The following is a 14,841-nucleotide window of genomic DNA, read 5'->3' as shown; positions in this document are numbered from 1 at the left end:
TGTTCAAAAAAATGGCCACCCGGCAACACGCCGGATGGCCAATATCAAGAGATAAAACCCGATATGCTATTTAGCTATAAACAGCAGCGCATCAGCCACCACAGGGCCATCCGCCTGTTCATTACTGATCTCGGCATAAGCCTTTGTCCCCTTCGGCAAACGGAAAACACCCAGCGATACCCACTCCCCGGAAGTCTGTCCTTCTACCTTAACGGCACCGGCATCTATTTTCACCTGCTTCACTTCCTTTCCGTCAAAAACCCGCACATGGGTGACGGTCGCCTGACTGGCCAGCTTCGGGAGATAGCTGTAAATATGGTATTCACCGTCCTTCAGTATCTCCGGGGTGAAACGTGCAGACTTCGGCATGCTTCCCTTGCTTTCATCCAGGTACAGCGACGGACCATAGGCGCCCCGCCAGTCTTTTTTCCAGTCGCCCTTCACCGTCACATGCGCCGCATCGTCATTATCGACCAGTATTTCGGCTGTACTGTTATCAGCCAGCGGATTAGCGGCCAGCATCTGCTGCACCTTCTTTATCGCCACCTGCTGCACCGGCACTTTGCTGTCGATAGCCACTACCGCCGCGGTAGCAGCAGATTGGGCCAGCACCATAAACACCGGCTCCATCCGGATAGAACCATACGCAATATGAGAGGCCGATAAACAAACAGGCACCAACAGATTGGCACATTCACCGGTTTTAGGCACCAGCGCCCGGTAGGAAATCGGATACGGACCAAAGCCACCGATCTGCACATCTCCTTCGTTTTTCACCATACCATTCACCACCAGCCGCTGACAGTTATGCGAATCCATGGTATAAGCAGCCATCCCCACACCATCGGTCACGGTAGCACGACCCTGGCAATTGGCCTGCGTCATCACATATTCGCCTACCATACGGCGCACCTCCCGTACGTAAAGCTGCGGCGACCAATGCCCGTTTTTCACATATTCATCTTTGGGATACCCCCACAGCAACATCTCCCGGCGCAAATGCTCCGGCATCCGCGGGTCATGGCCAATGAAATACAACAACCCTTTGTTGTACTGCTCATGCTGACGGATGATCTCCGTTCTTTTCCTGTCATCCGCTTCGGGATAATCATAATTCATCCCGATCATATCCGTGGAAAATGCCCCGTTGTTGTTGATGTCTGTCTTCCCGTTGGGCATCAGGTCAAACTTCAGAAAAGCCCGCAGATTTTTGGCAGGCGCTTTTTCCAATACGCGCAGCAACAGCTCGTACCTGGAGGCGTCATACCCCTCTGGCTGTGTGATAGGGATCATATTATCCGGACGGTTCGTCAGGCAGATACGGAAATTGTACGCCTGTACCGTTTTATCACCGCTACCCTTGGCTGCCAGCGGTGATGGGCTGATACCCCACAACAACCCGCTTTCCGGTTTGCCCGGTGTTTTATAAGGATCTACGCCATCAGGAAACTGGTGCATCTCCAACAGCTGTACCCCGTTGTAAGTTTCATTATACTGGCTGTTAGCCTCACGGCCAACAGTATACGAAACGCCGGCTTTGGCCATCAGGTCGCCCTCATAGGAACAGTCGATGAACATACGGGCCTTTACTACCACCGGAGCAGCGCCCTCCACGGTGATTTCGCGGATATAACCGTTTTCTTTACGCACGCTGCTCAACCGGTGATCATACCAAATTTCCACTTTCGCATTTTGCAGATAACCGTCAAATGTCTGTGAGGCTACGCTCGGCTCAAAAATCCACTGTTCAAACTTACCGTAGTGCGCGCCAATGCGGCGGTAAAAGTCACGGGCCAGGCCGGTGATAGCGTATTTGTTACCGATGTCCGTATAGCCAAGACCACCGGTGGTGAGCCCGCCGAGGTGTTTTCCCGGTTCTATCAGCAATACCGATTTGTGCAGCTTTTTGGCGGTGTAAGCAGCCATAATACCGGCGGAAGTACCACCGTACACACAGATGTCCACTTCTTTTTCTTTAGGCGCCCCGGCCTGTAAGGCGACCGGTATGGTCAACAGGCAACAGATGGCCAGCAGCCACAATTTAATTTGTCTGATCATAGTTGTTATTTTAATACCCGGGATTTTGGTCTTTTATTGGATCAATTGCTTTGTTATAGTTGTATTCAATAGTAGGAATCGGCCATAGCAAATGTTTATCTGCCACGGTAATACCTTTCATGGCTTTAATCACCTCTTTTGCAATGCCCAGCCGCTTCATGTCCAGCCAGTGTTTGCCCTCGCTACAGTCTTCATAGGCACGTTCCTTCACAATCTGGTCAACAAAAGCCTGTAAGCTGCCATAATCCGCTATCTTAAAATCAACCGTGGCATCTGCTATCAACGGGTTCTTTCCATATGCCCGGCGGTGTATCATATTCAGTTTCTCTAACGCATCGGTGGTGGGGCCGTTGTTAACGCGACTGTCGCATTCTGCATAAAACAGCAACAGATCGGCATAACGGTACATCGGATAGTCATTTCCGGCTGCGGTGGACGTGGTACGGTCGCTGAATTTTTTATTGAGAATAGTGCTGGCGCCGAGACCAAACGTTTGTACGTACCAGTTATAATCGTACCGCAAGTCGTTTTTGTCCCAGTTCCGTACAAAAGTATTATTTACGGCGTCACTATACAAGGTATAATATCCTCCGGGAGGATAATAGCCTGAGCCCGGATAATGGGTGTACATGGGATATTGAAAACCCTGGCCATTAGGCTGGCGGGAGAATTTCAGGTAAAAAATTTCTTCCGGCGTGGTGATAATATCCGGGCCGAACAGTTTGTCAAAATCTGCTGCCACCGTCACATTCACGAGGGAGAACTTACCGGACTGTATCACCTCCAGCGCTTTGTCACGCGCCTTCTGGTAATCATTCCCGTTCATATACACGTCTGTCAGCACCGTCTTCGCAGCCCATTTGGAGGGAGCACCTACCAGCCGTGCTACGTCCGGCAGATTAGCTTCGGCAAACAGCAGATCTTCGGTGATCAGCTGATAAACCGCCTCTTTACTGCTTCTCGGCACATTCAGGGAGTCCATGTTATTTTCCTTGCGGATAGGCACCCCGGCCCAGTTACGCACCAGATAGAAGTATAATAAACCTCTCATGAACCGGGCTTCGCCCAGAAATTTACTTTTATCGGCGTCAGCGAGATTTTTACCAACAGGCGTTTTCCGGATCACAATATTGGCATTGCGGATGGCTTCATAAAAAGCGGCCCACATATCGGCCGCGCGGGTGATATTGGTATTGTCCAGCCCGGCGTAGTCGTTCAGAGGAGCGTGGCTACCACGGCCATACATATACTCTGTGTAGATTTCCTGCTGTATCTGATACAGTGCGCCCATAATGCCGCCTGCACGGATGGGCGTATAAATGGCGTTCAGGCCGGCCTGCACTTCGGCAGCGTTATTATAAAACTGTTCAGCTGCGATAGATTGCGGTTTTTCCTCCAGCAGTTTTTCGCAGGAAGTAAACAGCAACACAGACAATATGGCGAGGATACTATATTTCATAAAAAAGATTGAATGTTGGAAAATCAAAAACCACATCTGATACCAAACGTTACCGATTTGTTGGTCGGGTAGGTCGCATAATCTATTCCCTGATTGACGGAGCTGATGGCGCCAGGGGCCAGCAATGAGCCAAACGCGTTTACTTCCGGATCATACCACGAATAACGGGTGATGGTGATCAGGTTTTGTCCGCTTACATATACCTGCGCTTTTTTAAACCATTTCACCTGCATTTTTTCCAGCGGGAGGTTATAGGCCAGCTGTATATTTTTAAACCGCAGATAGGAACCATCTTCCACAAAACGGGTCGACATATTGGCGGCCAGCGTGCGAGTGATCTTGGGATATTTAGCTTGTGTATTTTCCGGTGTCCAATGATCGTAGGCCACTTCTGCGGGCAGGTTCAGGCCCATTCCCAAATCCAGCGTGGCGGCCTTGTTGAGGTTAAAAATATCATTGCCTTTAGACCCTTGTATGAAGATGGACAACTCAAACCCTTTGTAACTGGTCACTGAATTCAGGCCATAGGTAAAATCGGGATTCGGATTACCGATGTAGGTTTTGTCATCTGCACTGATTTTGCCGTCTTTGTTGAGATCTGCATATTGCAAATTGCCTTGTGCCGTATAACCGGTTTCCACATAACCATAGAAGATACCAAAGGGCTGTCCTTCGCGCAGCAGGTTCACATAATCATTCAGGGAACCGGTATAGATAGTATTACCGAAGATATCCTGTCCATTATACAGCTTCACGATTTTATTGCGGTTAAAGGAGATATTGGCATTTACATTCCAGGTGACGGCTTTTTTCATCACATCCACGTCAACTGCGAACTCCATGCCTTTGTTTTCCATTTCCCCTACGTTTTGCAGGGTCGTGCGATATCCCATGGAAGCCGGCAGCTGCACGGTATTCAGCAGGTTCTTTGTGCGTTTATGATAAAAATCGGCAGTAACACGCAACCGATCATTTAAAAGCGCCACATCTACCCCAAAATCAGCCTGATAGGTGGTTTCCCATTTAAGATTACCGGGAAGAACAGTACCGGGCGCGAAAGCGGTGTATAATGCATCGCCGAAGATGGTATTGCCGGGCCGCAGCTGGTTCATGGTCTGATAGGGACTTACCGCAGTGCTGCCGGTGGCGCCGTAGCTGGCCCTCACTTTCAGGTCAGATACTACGCGGGAACCTTTCAGGAAAGGCTCGTCACTGGCCCTCCATGCGATGGCGGCGGAAGGAAAGTTGCTCCATTTATTGCCCGGAGAATAGCGGGAAGAGCCATCCCGGCGCACACTCACGGTAAAAAGATAACGGTCCAGCAAGGTGTAATTCACCCTGGCGAGGTAAGAAAGCAATACCCATTTTTCATAACTACTGGCCGGAACACCGGGCGTACCGGCACTTCCAAGGGAACCCGTTTTGGTGACGTCACTGAGGAAACCGATGCCGGAGCCATCCATCGTGGTACGCACATAATCCTGATAGGTAAACCCGGCAGTTACGTTGATATTATGGATGCCCAACTTCTTATTGTAGTACAATACGTTCTCGTTGAGCAGACTGGTGGACTGTGTCGTTTTCACCGTTGCAGACCCGACGGAATTGGTAGAAGGTTCAATGTCAGTATAGAGGTCCGCCCTGTCGTTCAGGTTATCGATACCGCCGGAAATGCGGATAGACAGGTCTTTCCATGGCTTAATCGTCAGCGCTGCATTGGAGAATACGCGATCGCCTTTCAGACGGTCCGATATCTCATTAATGGGCACCATCGGATTGATGATGGCATTGGAGATAAAAGGATAGGCTGTGGTAAGTCGGCGATAGCTGCCATCGGGCAGATAAGGCGTGAGCGTGGGCGGCGCCATGAGCATGGCGGAGACCAGGTCGCTGCCACGGTTACCGAGGCTGGAATTCTGACTACGTGTATCCATGCGTGTTAATGTGGCGTTATACGATACGCTGAATATTTTGCTGATATCGTGCTCCACACTACCGCGGATGGAGTAGCGTTTGTAGTTACTGTTGCGAACGATGCCATCCTGGAGGAACATACCACCGGAAAGGGAAAAACGTGTTCTGTCGGTGCCACCGCTCACCGTGGCGCTGGTATTGTAGATGGGGGCCTTATGCATCACGAGCGACTGCCAGTCGGTGCCGGGGTTCAGTCCAAACGAATCTATCTGCGCTTTGGTGAAGTACGCCGCCTGTCCGTCGTTGGCGGCCTGTTCATTGTATAACATCGCGTATTGTTGCGCATTCATCAGTTTCATCTTTTTTGAAACTGACTGGATGGTATATCCGGCGTTTATTTCTACGTTGGTCGCTTCTTTTTTCTTCCCTGCTTTTGTGGTGATGATCACGATGCCATTGGCGCCGCGGGAGCCGTATATGGCGGTAGAGGAAGCATCTTTGAGAATTTCGATGGAAGCAATATCCGCAGGCTGCAAAAAGGTAGGGTTGCCGTTATAGGGGAATCCGTCGATCACGTACAGAGGGTCGTTGCCGCCCATGATGGAGTTGATACCACGGATACGCACGCTGATAGCGCCACCCGGGGCGCCGTTGTTCTGCATCACGCGTACGCCCGGCGCCCGGCCGGTCAATGCCTGCATCACGTTGGTATTGGGCTGGGCCGTAATGTCAGCGGATTTGATCTGTGATACGGCGCCGGTAAGATCGCCTTTTTTAGCGGTACCATAACCGATCACCACCACTTCGTTGGCTTTGTTCACCTCAGCTTCGAGATGTACCAACAGCGGCTGTTTACCTGCGGCGGCTATTTCCTGCGGCTTATAACCGATATAAGAGATCACGAGAACGGCTGTACGGGGAGCCATTAATTTAAAAGACCCGTCTGCGGCCGTCTGGGTGCCGGTCTTGCTGCCTTTCACCACCACGGTGGCGCCGGGCAGCGGCTCTCCCGTGGCGGCGGTCACACGGCCGGCGACGGGCACCTGTTCCTGTACCGGTGTTGCCGGCGGGGCATTCTTTCCGCTCTCGGTCGGTTCTATCACGATATTTTGTCCGACGATGCTCCAGGTGAGCGCCTGCTGCCGGAGGCAGTGCTCCAGCACTTTTTCCAGCGGCACTGATGTCACTTCTACGGTTACACGCCGCGCGTTATCGAGCAGGCGATGGTCGAAGAAAAAGACATAGCCGGTTTGCTTTTCGATAGCCCGGAAAACCTTTTCGAGCGGAACATTCTTTTCTGACAGGGAAACGCTCTGGGAATACCCCTTTGCGCTGACCTGTAAACAGGCACACAGTAAGATAATGGCTGATAATTTCATGGCCAGTAGCATTTTGGCGATACACCGTGGTTGATAGGCCGGTCGCCTGCAAATAGAACTAAATTGCATACTTTTGAATTGTTTGGGTAATAAAAGCCCTATCCCGGTGTAAAACCCGGAAGCGAGAGTCGTGGAACGATTTTCATGGGTTACCCAAACGACCGCCGGGAGTGCTGGAACACTTCCGGCTTCTTTTTGGGCCCCTGCTGTGTTAATTAATCATTTTTCATAACGGTTGTTTTTTCATGGTATGACGATGATCTTCTTCTTTTCTATTTTGAAATGGACCTTACTGAGTTCAAGTATCTTCAGGACCTCTTCTATGCTGCTGTTACGGGAAATTTTACCGCCGAATTCCCGGTCGGGGATGCTGCCTTCATAGGCAATGTCTACATCATACCAGCGGGCGATTTGTCGCATCACGCCGGGTAGTTTTTCATGGTTGAACCGGAAATAGCCATTCTTCCAGGCCATTATTTCATCGAGGTCTATATCATTGACAACGGATAGCCGGCCTGTCTGTTCCATCCGCAGCTGCTGTCCGGGCCGCAGCGCTGTCTGCGTGCCGGGGGTGTGTATTTTCACGGCGCCTTCCAGCAGAGTGGCCTGCACGGATGTTTCTTCCGTATAGGCCATCACGTTAAAGTGTGTGCCTAACACCTGAATATCCATCTGGCGCACTTTTACGTGGAAAGGTTTCTCCGGCATTTTGGCCACCTCAAAGTAGGCCTCGCCGGTAAGTTCCACGGTCCTGTCGCTGCCGGAGAAGGAGGTCGGATAACGCAGGGTGGAGGCGGCATTGATCCATACGTTGGTACCGTCGGGCAGCGTCACGCGGAACTGTCCGCCACGGGGGATGGCCAGTGTATTGTATTGTACCGTTCCGGCAGCATGGCTGCCGCGGGGCTGATAGGCCAGTTGACCGTTATTGACCTGCACCACCTGTACATTGCCTTGCTGCGCCAGGGCGCCGTTGCCGGCGCTATCGAGGGCGATGCTGCTGCCGTCTGCCAGGATAAGCACCGCTTTATTGCCTCCCGGCAGCACTTCATGCACCGGTGCCTCCGGGTGGCCGGCCAGTGGCTGTTGGGGGCTGCGTGCCCGCCATAAGAACGCCGTAGCAACAAGAACGGCCAGTATCGCAGCTGCCGCAGCAGGGTACAGCCAGCGGCGGCGGCTCACCGGCACTACCGGCGTGTCAGCAGGGCGGATAGACGCGTAGATTTGCTCCATCCGTTCCGGGTTGGCATGCCCATGTTTACTTTTGTCCTGCAACAGGGCCAGCAGCGCTTCATCCCACACTTCCTGCCCATGGCCGTCACGCAGGGTTTCCCAGAGCTGTGCGGTTTCTTCTTCGCTCAGCGCTTCATTGAGATATCGTGTTATCAGGGTTGATAAAGGTGTTCGTTCCATAGCCGGTATGCGACGTTGTTATGGTAAAGACGCGTCAATAGAACAGAGGGAGGTGCCGCCGGAAAAATATTTTTTTCAGTAGCAGTTGGCCAATGTGGCAATGGTAATGAGGAACAATCCGGGATAGTGCTGTAGTAGTTTACGGAGGGTGGCCAGCGCCTGTACAATATAACTTTTAATGGTGATGCGGGACAGACCCATGACACGGGCTATTTCTTCATGCCCCATGCCTTCAAAGCGGCTCATGCGAAAAGCTTTCTGTTGTTGGGGTGGCAGCCGGCGGATGGCAGCGTGGACAGCGTTTTCCAGTTCTTTAAATTCTGCCCGGGCTTCTGTGCCGGCGTGGCTGGCTTCCTGCTGATAGTTCAGCACGTATTGCAGATAGGCATCCTGGGAAGCCAACTTGCGCAGCCGGCTGTAGAGCAGGTTACGGGCCATGATAAAGAAGTAGGCTTCCAGCTTCTCTACCTGTGCCAGCTGCGCACGTTTTTCCCAAAGGGTCACAAATACTTCCTGGGCAATATCTTCAGCAATATCGGGAGAACGGGAAAGCAGCAGGGCCGAAGAATACACAGCATCCCAATGACGCACGAACAGTTCGCGGTAAGCTACCGCGTCCCCGTTGGCCAAACGTTTTAGTAGTTCGGTTTCATTATGTGGAATTGTATGCATCGTGGCAAACCCGGTTGCCTCTTGTTCTACCCGGAGTTTTAAAAATAATAAAACTTATTTATTGTCCAGCCATACAACCTTCTGTTCGGAGGTATGCTGCTGACCGATCACATCGCGGTACAGGTCGGGGCGACGGGCTTTGCGGTAGCGGTAACCGCCCGCCTGCTGCAGCTTTTCGGGTGTGAGGGTGGCGATAGCGAAATCGTTGCCCAGTTTGCGGCATTCTGCCAGGATATCACCGAAGGGGTCCAGTATCATGGAGCACCCGTTTTTCAGCTGATCGTCGTCCATACCGATGGGGTTGGAGAACACCACGAACACGCCGTTGTCGTATGCGCGGGCGGGCAGCCATTTCATGAGCCAGCCGCGGCCTTTGAGGCCGTCAAATTCCAGCCGCAGGGAGGTGGGATCAGCTTCGCGGTTCTGCCACAGGGCAGGGTCTACAAATCCGGCGCCGGGGCGGGAAGAAGGCGTGCACATGGTCACATGTGGCATGAAGATGATGTCGGCGCCGAGTAAAGCCGTAGCTCTTACGTTTTCAATCACGTTGTTGTCATAGCAGATCAGGATACCACATTTCCATCCCAGCAGGTCAAACACTACATATTCATCGCCAGGCGTCAGGTGCGGGTTGATGAACGGATGCAGCTTACGGTATTTGGCCACCAGTCCGTTTTTATCCACGCATACATACGCTTTGTATAGTTTGTCTTCCGCATCTTTCTCAAAGAGGCCGGCCAGGATGGCGATATTGTGTTCGCGGGCGATGGCCGTGAGGACCTGTATACTGGGGCCGTCAGGAATGAATTCGGCCAGGTCCAGCATCTGCTCTTTGGAAAGGTGGCGGGCAAAGGTGTAGCCGGTTACGGAGCACTCGTGAAAGGCGATGGCCTGCGCACCGTCAGCCGCAGCCTGTGCGGCCATGTCATTTATCTGCTGAAGGTTATAATCTTTGTCTCCACTTCTGTTCTCAAATTGAGCGGTTGCTACTTTTAATTTTTCCATGATTTCGTATATCCTTAATAGTTATATTTTTTCACTTTCTTTCCCTCTGCACAATCCCGTATCAGCTCCGCCAGCCGTTTCTCCCGGGTGGCGGCCTGTTTGCCCGTCATCACCCAGTGGGCGGTCAACTTGCGGTAGCCAGCCGCCATTTTCTGATAAAAAGCCCAGGCTTTTTCGTTGGCACGGAATTGTTGTTCAAATTCATCAGAGAGCTTTGCTGACTCCTCCAACTCGTAGGTATAAATAGCGGAACGCTTCACTTCCCGTTTACTGAAAGCGGCGAGGCCCGCCGGCATCATCCGGCCTTCGCGGGTAAGGTCTTCCACCTTCTTGATGTTGATGGCGCTCCAGATGCTTTTAGGCTTGCGGGGCGTAAAGCGGATCGTGTAACTTTCTTCGTCGACAGACCTGCGAACGCCATCTATCCAGCCATAACAGATCGCCTCATCTACCGACTCCGACCACGACATGCTTTTTTTCCCGGAGCTGGTCTTGTAATATCCAACCAGCAGCTCTTCTGCTTTATGATGATTTTTATCCAGCCATTTACGGAAGGCGGCTCCCGTCTCAAAAAACACAGGCTCATTTGGGTATTTTGTCATTTGAGTATTGGATTATTGGATTTACGGATTTTCTGATTTACGAATTTCGGGGATTTGATGATAGCCTATCGTAAAATTTTTGTCCAAAAAGTTACCCAATAATTTGAAATAAAACTTCAAAAATTCGCTCAGACAGCAAAGTAAAATGCGACGAATCACCAAAATCCTCCGATCAACCACCCAATAACCAGGTTACTCAATCTTTCAACTCCTAAACCCCCGAAATTCCAAAATCGTAAATCAAAAAATCCCAAAATCCCAATGGCCAAATAATAAAATGTCAAAATCTAAAAATGGGCTAGTTTTGGGCAAGCAGAAAACTGATATGAAAGATTTCAAGAAATATTTTAGCATTCCGGCAGAACCGGAAGAAGTATATGCGGCATTGACCAATCCGGCCACGATACAATTATGGACTGGTGAGCCAGCGGAGATGTCTACCGAACCGGGGTCAGAGTTTGCCCTGTGGGAAGAGAGCATTGTGGGTAAGAACCTGGAATTTGAGCCGGGGAGGAAGATTGTGCAGCAATGGTATTTTGGGGAAGAGGAAGAAGCGCCCTCCATTGTGACCATCATTCTGCATCCCGGTAAAAAAGGTACCGATGTGGAGTTGAGGCACACCAATATTCCGGACGAGGCCTTTGAAGATATTACGACCGGCTGGCAGGAGGCCTATTTCGGTTCGTTGATAGATTTTTATAAAGAGTAGTCAATCGCCGGCCCGCTATGGCGTGGCCGGCGATCTGTTATTTTAGTCATTTGTCTGATAAGGGAAACTGCTGTCCAGCCAGTCAAAATTGATCTCCGCTTCCAGTATGTCACGCAGCTCATCTTCCGTGATCACTCCTTTTTCGTATATGCGGGCTGCGATCTCCTGCTGACGGGGCGAAAGATAACGTCCGTGGGTACGGAGGAAATTGCCCGCATTGGCAGCCTGGTCTCCTTCAGTGATCAGCCCCGGATACGCAGGGTCTTGTTCAATCAACGTTTCCAGCAACCGCGCAAAGATGAAGTCCTGCAGGTTTTTAGCCATGATCACCGCTTCGTTGGAATCGTGATAAACCAACACGATGGGCACGTCATCACCATCTTTCAGGTTGTAATAAAAGGCGTACCAGTCGCCCGCGCCGGTGTATCCCAAAGGCACAAACCGGTGACTTTTATCGGCAAACAGCATTCCTTCCGCTACTTCTCCTGAAATATCTTTCTGCTCAATGATTTCAAAATCGTTGGCAAACAGTAAGAAGGGAGGATTGTCCTTTACGCGGGGAAACTCGGTGGAATACCATCCCGGTCCCAGTGTCCCCCATGATAACATACCATCCCTGTCCAGTTGTTTATACAGCGCAGGATATTCAAATTGATGTTCCCGCTCTATGGTTTCCAGTGTCGTCATCTTTCTCTATCGTTTTGGCACGGAAAGATACAGCTTATTTGTGCACCAATGCGCGTTTAAAGGACTGTTCTCCCTGTTTCTGGTAGGGGTTCATCACAAATGACAGTATGCTGCCATCCTGCCTGAGTTCCACTACTCTGAAGCCGTGGTATGCTACGCCCCAGCTACCGCCTACGTGGCCGTCCCAGAGGAAAGGTATTTTTTCATCGAGCATTTTCACGCTGTCCTCCTGATGGTCGTGGCCGTTAAATACCGCCCGTACATTGGGATATTGTTTGATCAGCGCCTGGAATTCCGGTGCGTCAATGCCGTGTTTGGTCCATTTCACCGGTGTGATATGTACGAAGATGAAGATGTTGGCTGCTTTTTTATGCTGCTCCAGTTTCTCGCGGAACCAGGCCACATCCGGACTGAGGTAGTTTCCTTTGATATCTGCCGTGTCGCCGAGCAGGATCACGTTGTCGCCGAACACCACGTCGTGGTTGAGCGGGAAGCCCCATGCCTGTTGCCATACTTCCGGCGTCACCTGATCATGGTTACCGCGGGTGGCGTATACCTTAGGGTGGATCTGTTTAAACATCGTGGCAGCGGGCACCATGAAGGAGGGGTCGTTGTGGATCACATCGCCGTTGAGTACGAAGAAAGAGCAGGGGTTGTCTTTTTCGTATGCGTGGAAAGCTTTCTCCAGATCATGGTAATATTGTTCCCATTCCGTTTTCGGTTCACCATAGTGCCAGTCGGAGCCGATGGCGAAGCGGAATACGGTCTTATTCTTAAAGTCTTTGCTGGTGGCGGCGGTAACGATTTTACCGCAAGCCTGGATAACAATGGCAGCTGATACGCCGCGGAAGAATTCACGTCTGTTCATCATGAGTTAAAATTAGTTTTTCCCCGATGGAATCGATGGCTACAGATTATATATTAACAGAAAAATCAAATGACGAATGAAACGACTAGATAATTATAAAAATGTCGTTGTTTTTCCTGTCATCACTACGTGAAATTCGCTGCCGTCCTCATTCATCATTCGTAATTCGCCATTCGCCATGGAGCATAATTGCGCTTGTTAAAAAAACATCAGGCTCACACAAGATAATATCAATCAGCTAAAAGCCATAATCATATGTGAGATTTCACCATACATGATATAATAAATATTTGATTATCAATATATTATTCCAAAAATCTCCATCGATTGCAAATTGATATTTTTCATAATTGCCGCTCAACTTTCAATTTATTCAGAAAGAATTGTAATCAGATTGTTAATATTACCCTGAATCCTTCATTTTCTTACCCTCGCTAAATGATTTGATTGTAACTTTGCACCTCGAATAAAAATGGGGTTATGTTTAGAAGCAAGCGTACGTCTGAAACAGGTCCGGATGTGGTTTTAATCGGCGCAGGAATCATGAGCGCCACCCTGGGTACACTCCTCAAAGAGCTGCAGCCAGAATTGACCATCGAAATCTATGAGCGACTGGATATGGCAGCTGCAGAAAGTTCCGACGCATGGAACAATGCAGGTACCGGTCACTCTGCTTTTTGTGAGCTGAACTACACGCCACAGAAGCAGGATGGCTCTGTGGAAATCAAAAAAGCCGTGAATATTGCCGAGCAATTTGAAGTATCCCGGCAGTTCTGGGCTTATCTGGTAGAAAACAACATTATTTCCAATCCGCAAGCGTTTATCCAGAGCATCCCTCACATGAGTTTTGTTTGGGGAGAAGAGAACGTGGACTACCTGAAGAAGCGCTACAAAGCTTTACAACAATGCCATCTGTTTAAAAAGATGGAATACTCCGAAGATAAAGAGCAGTTGCATGCCTGGATGCCCCTGGTGATGGAAGGTCGCGACCCGAATCAGAAAGTGGCAGCCACGCATATGGAAATGGGCACAGACGTGAATTTCGGCGCCCTGAGCCGTGCACTGTTCAATCACCTTGAACAACTCGATGGTGTGACCATCTATTTTAATCACGATGTACGTGATATGAAAAGAGCCGATGACGGCGGTTGGCAGATCAAGGTGAAAAACCGCGAAACCCGCGACAAGAAAACGATCAAAACGGACTTCGTTTTCATCGGTGCTGGCGGTGGTTCCCTCCCTCTCCTCGAAAAATCTGATATTCCTGAAGGCAAAGGCTTCGGCGGCTTCCCGGTTAGTGGCCAGTGGCTGCGTTGCACCAATCCCGACATCATTGCCCAACATCAGGCGAAAGTATATGGCAAAGCCTCTGTAGGCGCACCGCCTATGTCTGTGCCTCACCTCGACACCCGCATGATTGACGGTGAAAGGGCCCTGCTGTTCGGACCTTACGCCGGATTCTCCACTAAATTCCTGAAAAACGGCTCCTTCCTGGATTTACCTAAATCTATCAGCTTAGATAATATCCACCCCATGGTTTCTGCCGGTCTCGATAATATTCCGCTGACCAAATACCTCATCGCACAGGTACGCCAGAAGCCGGAAGACAGACTGGATGCCCTCCGCGAATACTTCCCTGAGGCACGCATGGAAGACTGGAAACTGGAAATTGCCGGTCAGCGTGTACAGGTGATCAAAAAAGATCCCGAACACGGCGGTATTCTCGAATTCGGTACTGAAGTTGTCAGCGCAGCCGATGGCTCCATCGCCGCTCTGCTGGGCGCTTCCCCGGGAGCATCTACTGCAGTGTCTATCATGCTCAACCTGCTGAAACGTTGCTTCAAAGACTATGTGGAAACGGAAGCATGGCAGCTGAAGCTGAAAAAAATGATCCCTTCTTATGGCCAGTCCCTGCTCAACAATCCACAACTGTGTGAAGAGCTGCGTTCCTGGACCACAGAAGTACTGGAACTGAAAGCCATGCAGGCAGTAGGCCAGGACTAACAGCGATTAACCTGTATTATATACAAAAGCCCCCGCGGAAACGCAGGGGCTTTGTCGTTCTAAGCGTTATG

11 protein-coding genes are annotated in these 14,841 nt (G+C 50.5%); 2 read left to right on the top strand and 9 right to left on the bottom strand.

All coding sequences use genetic code 11. The features are described 5' to 3' along the window. Nucleotides 1–66: 66 nt before the first annotated feature. The 7 genes from ICL55_RS23700 to ICL55_RS23670 all read right to left on the bottom strand — a co-directional run bounded on the left by ICL55_RS23700 (nt 67) and on the right by ICL55_RS23670 (nt 10,502). Nucleotides 67–2,058: an FAD-dependent oxidoreductase gene (locus ICL55_RS23700; RefSeq protein ID WP_188102106.1), complete on the bottom strand. Its 1,992-nt coding sequence runs from the start codon at nt 2,056–2,058 to the stop codon at nt 67–69. Between the two features lie 10 nt (nt 2,059–2,068). Continuing rightward, nucleotides 2,069–3,517 carry a RagB/SusD family nutrient uptake outer membrane protein gene (locus ICL55_RS23695; RefSeq protein WP_188102104.1) on the bottom strand — a complete coding sequence of 483 codons (1,449 nt, stop codon included), beginning with the start codon at nt 3,515–3,517 and terminating at the stop codon, nt 2,069–2,071. A 23-nt stretch (nt 3,518–3,540) separates the two neighbouring features. Further along, complete coding sequence (locus tag ICL55_RS23690) at nt 3,541–6,810, bottom strand: TonB-dependent receptor (protein WP_188102102.1); 3,270 nt, start codon at nt 6,808–6,810, stop codon at nt 3,541–3,543. 243 nt (nt 6,811–7,053) lie between these two features. Next, nucleotides 7,054–8,223 (bottom strand): FecR family protein, encoded by a 1,170-nt coding sequence (locus ICL55_RS23685; protein WP_188102100.1) that lies wholly within the window; start codon nt 8,221–8,223, stop codon nt 7,054–7,056. A 75-nt stretch (nt 8,224–8,298) separates the two neighbouring features. Next, nucleotides 8,299–8,895, bottom strand: a complete 597-nt coding sequence (locus ICL55_RS23680; RefSeq protein ID WP_188102098.1) for an RNA polymerase sigma factor — start codon at nt 8,893–8,895, stop codon at nt 8,299–8,301. A gap of 54 nt (nt 8,896–8,949) precedes the next feature. Beyond that, the gene (locus ICL55_RS23675; RefSeq protein WP_188102096.1) at nt 8,950–9,900 is read right to left on the bottom strand and encodes a nitrilase family protein; all 951 of its coding nucleotides are present in this window, start codon (nt 9,898–9,900) and stop codon (nt 8,950–8,952) included. Between the two features lie 14 nt (nt 9,901–9,914). Beyond that, the gene (locus tag ICL55_RS23670) at nt 9,915–10,502 is read right to left on the bottom strand and encodes a YdeI/OmpD-associated family protein (protein WP_188102094.1); all 588 of its coding nucleotides are present in this window, start codon (nt 10,500–10,502) and stop codon (nt 9,915–9,917) included. Between the two features lie 325 nt (nt 10,503–10,827). On the opposite strand from ICL55_RS23670, the gene ICL55_RS23665 reads away from it, so the two are divergent. Continuing rightward, complete coding sequence (locus ICL55_RS23665; RefSeq protein WP_188102092.1) at nt 10,828–11,211, top strand: SRPBCC domain-containing protein; 384 nt, start codon at nt 10,828–10,830, stop codon at nt 11,209–11,211. Nucleotides 11,212–11,253: 42 nt separating this feature from the next. Here the strand turns inward: ICL55_RS23665 and ICL55_RS23660 are convergent, their stop codons facing one another. After that, entirely contained in the window at nt 11,254–11,898 is a 645-nt protein-coding gene (locus ICL55_RS23660; RefSeq protein ID WP_188102090.1) for an SMI1/KNR4 family protein, read from the bottom strand. Nucleotides 11,899–11,932: 34 nt separating this feature from the next. After that, nucleotides 11,933–12,769, bottom strand: coding sequence for a metallophosphoesterase family protein (locus ICL55_RS23655; RefSeq protein ID WP_223151573.1), 837 nt, complete (start codon nt 12,767–12,769; stop codon nt 11,933–11,935). A 477-nt stretch (nt 12,770–13,246) separates the two neighbouring features. Here ICL55_RS23655 and ICL55_RS23650 point away from each other — a divergent pair, with 477 nt between their 5' ends. Then, a complete protein-coding gene (locus tag ICL55_RS23650) occupies nt 13,247–14,770 on the top strand; it encodes a malate:quinone oxidoreductase (protein WP_188102087.1) in 1,524 nt (507 codons plus the stop codon). Nucleotides 14,771–14,841 lie beyond the last annotated feature (71 nt).

The organism is Chitinophaga varians, assembly GCF_014529945.1.
In the GTDB taxonomy this organism is placed as follows: domain Bacteria; phylum Bacteroidota; class Bacteroidia; order Chitinophagales; family Chitinophagaceae; genus Chitinophaga; species Chitinophaga varians.
The sequence above is the reverse complement of the archived record's forward strand: the minus strand, read 5'-3'. Positions and strand labels throughout refer to the sequence as shown.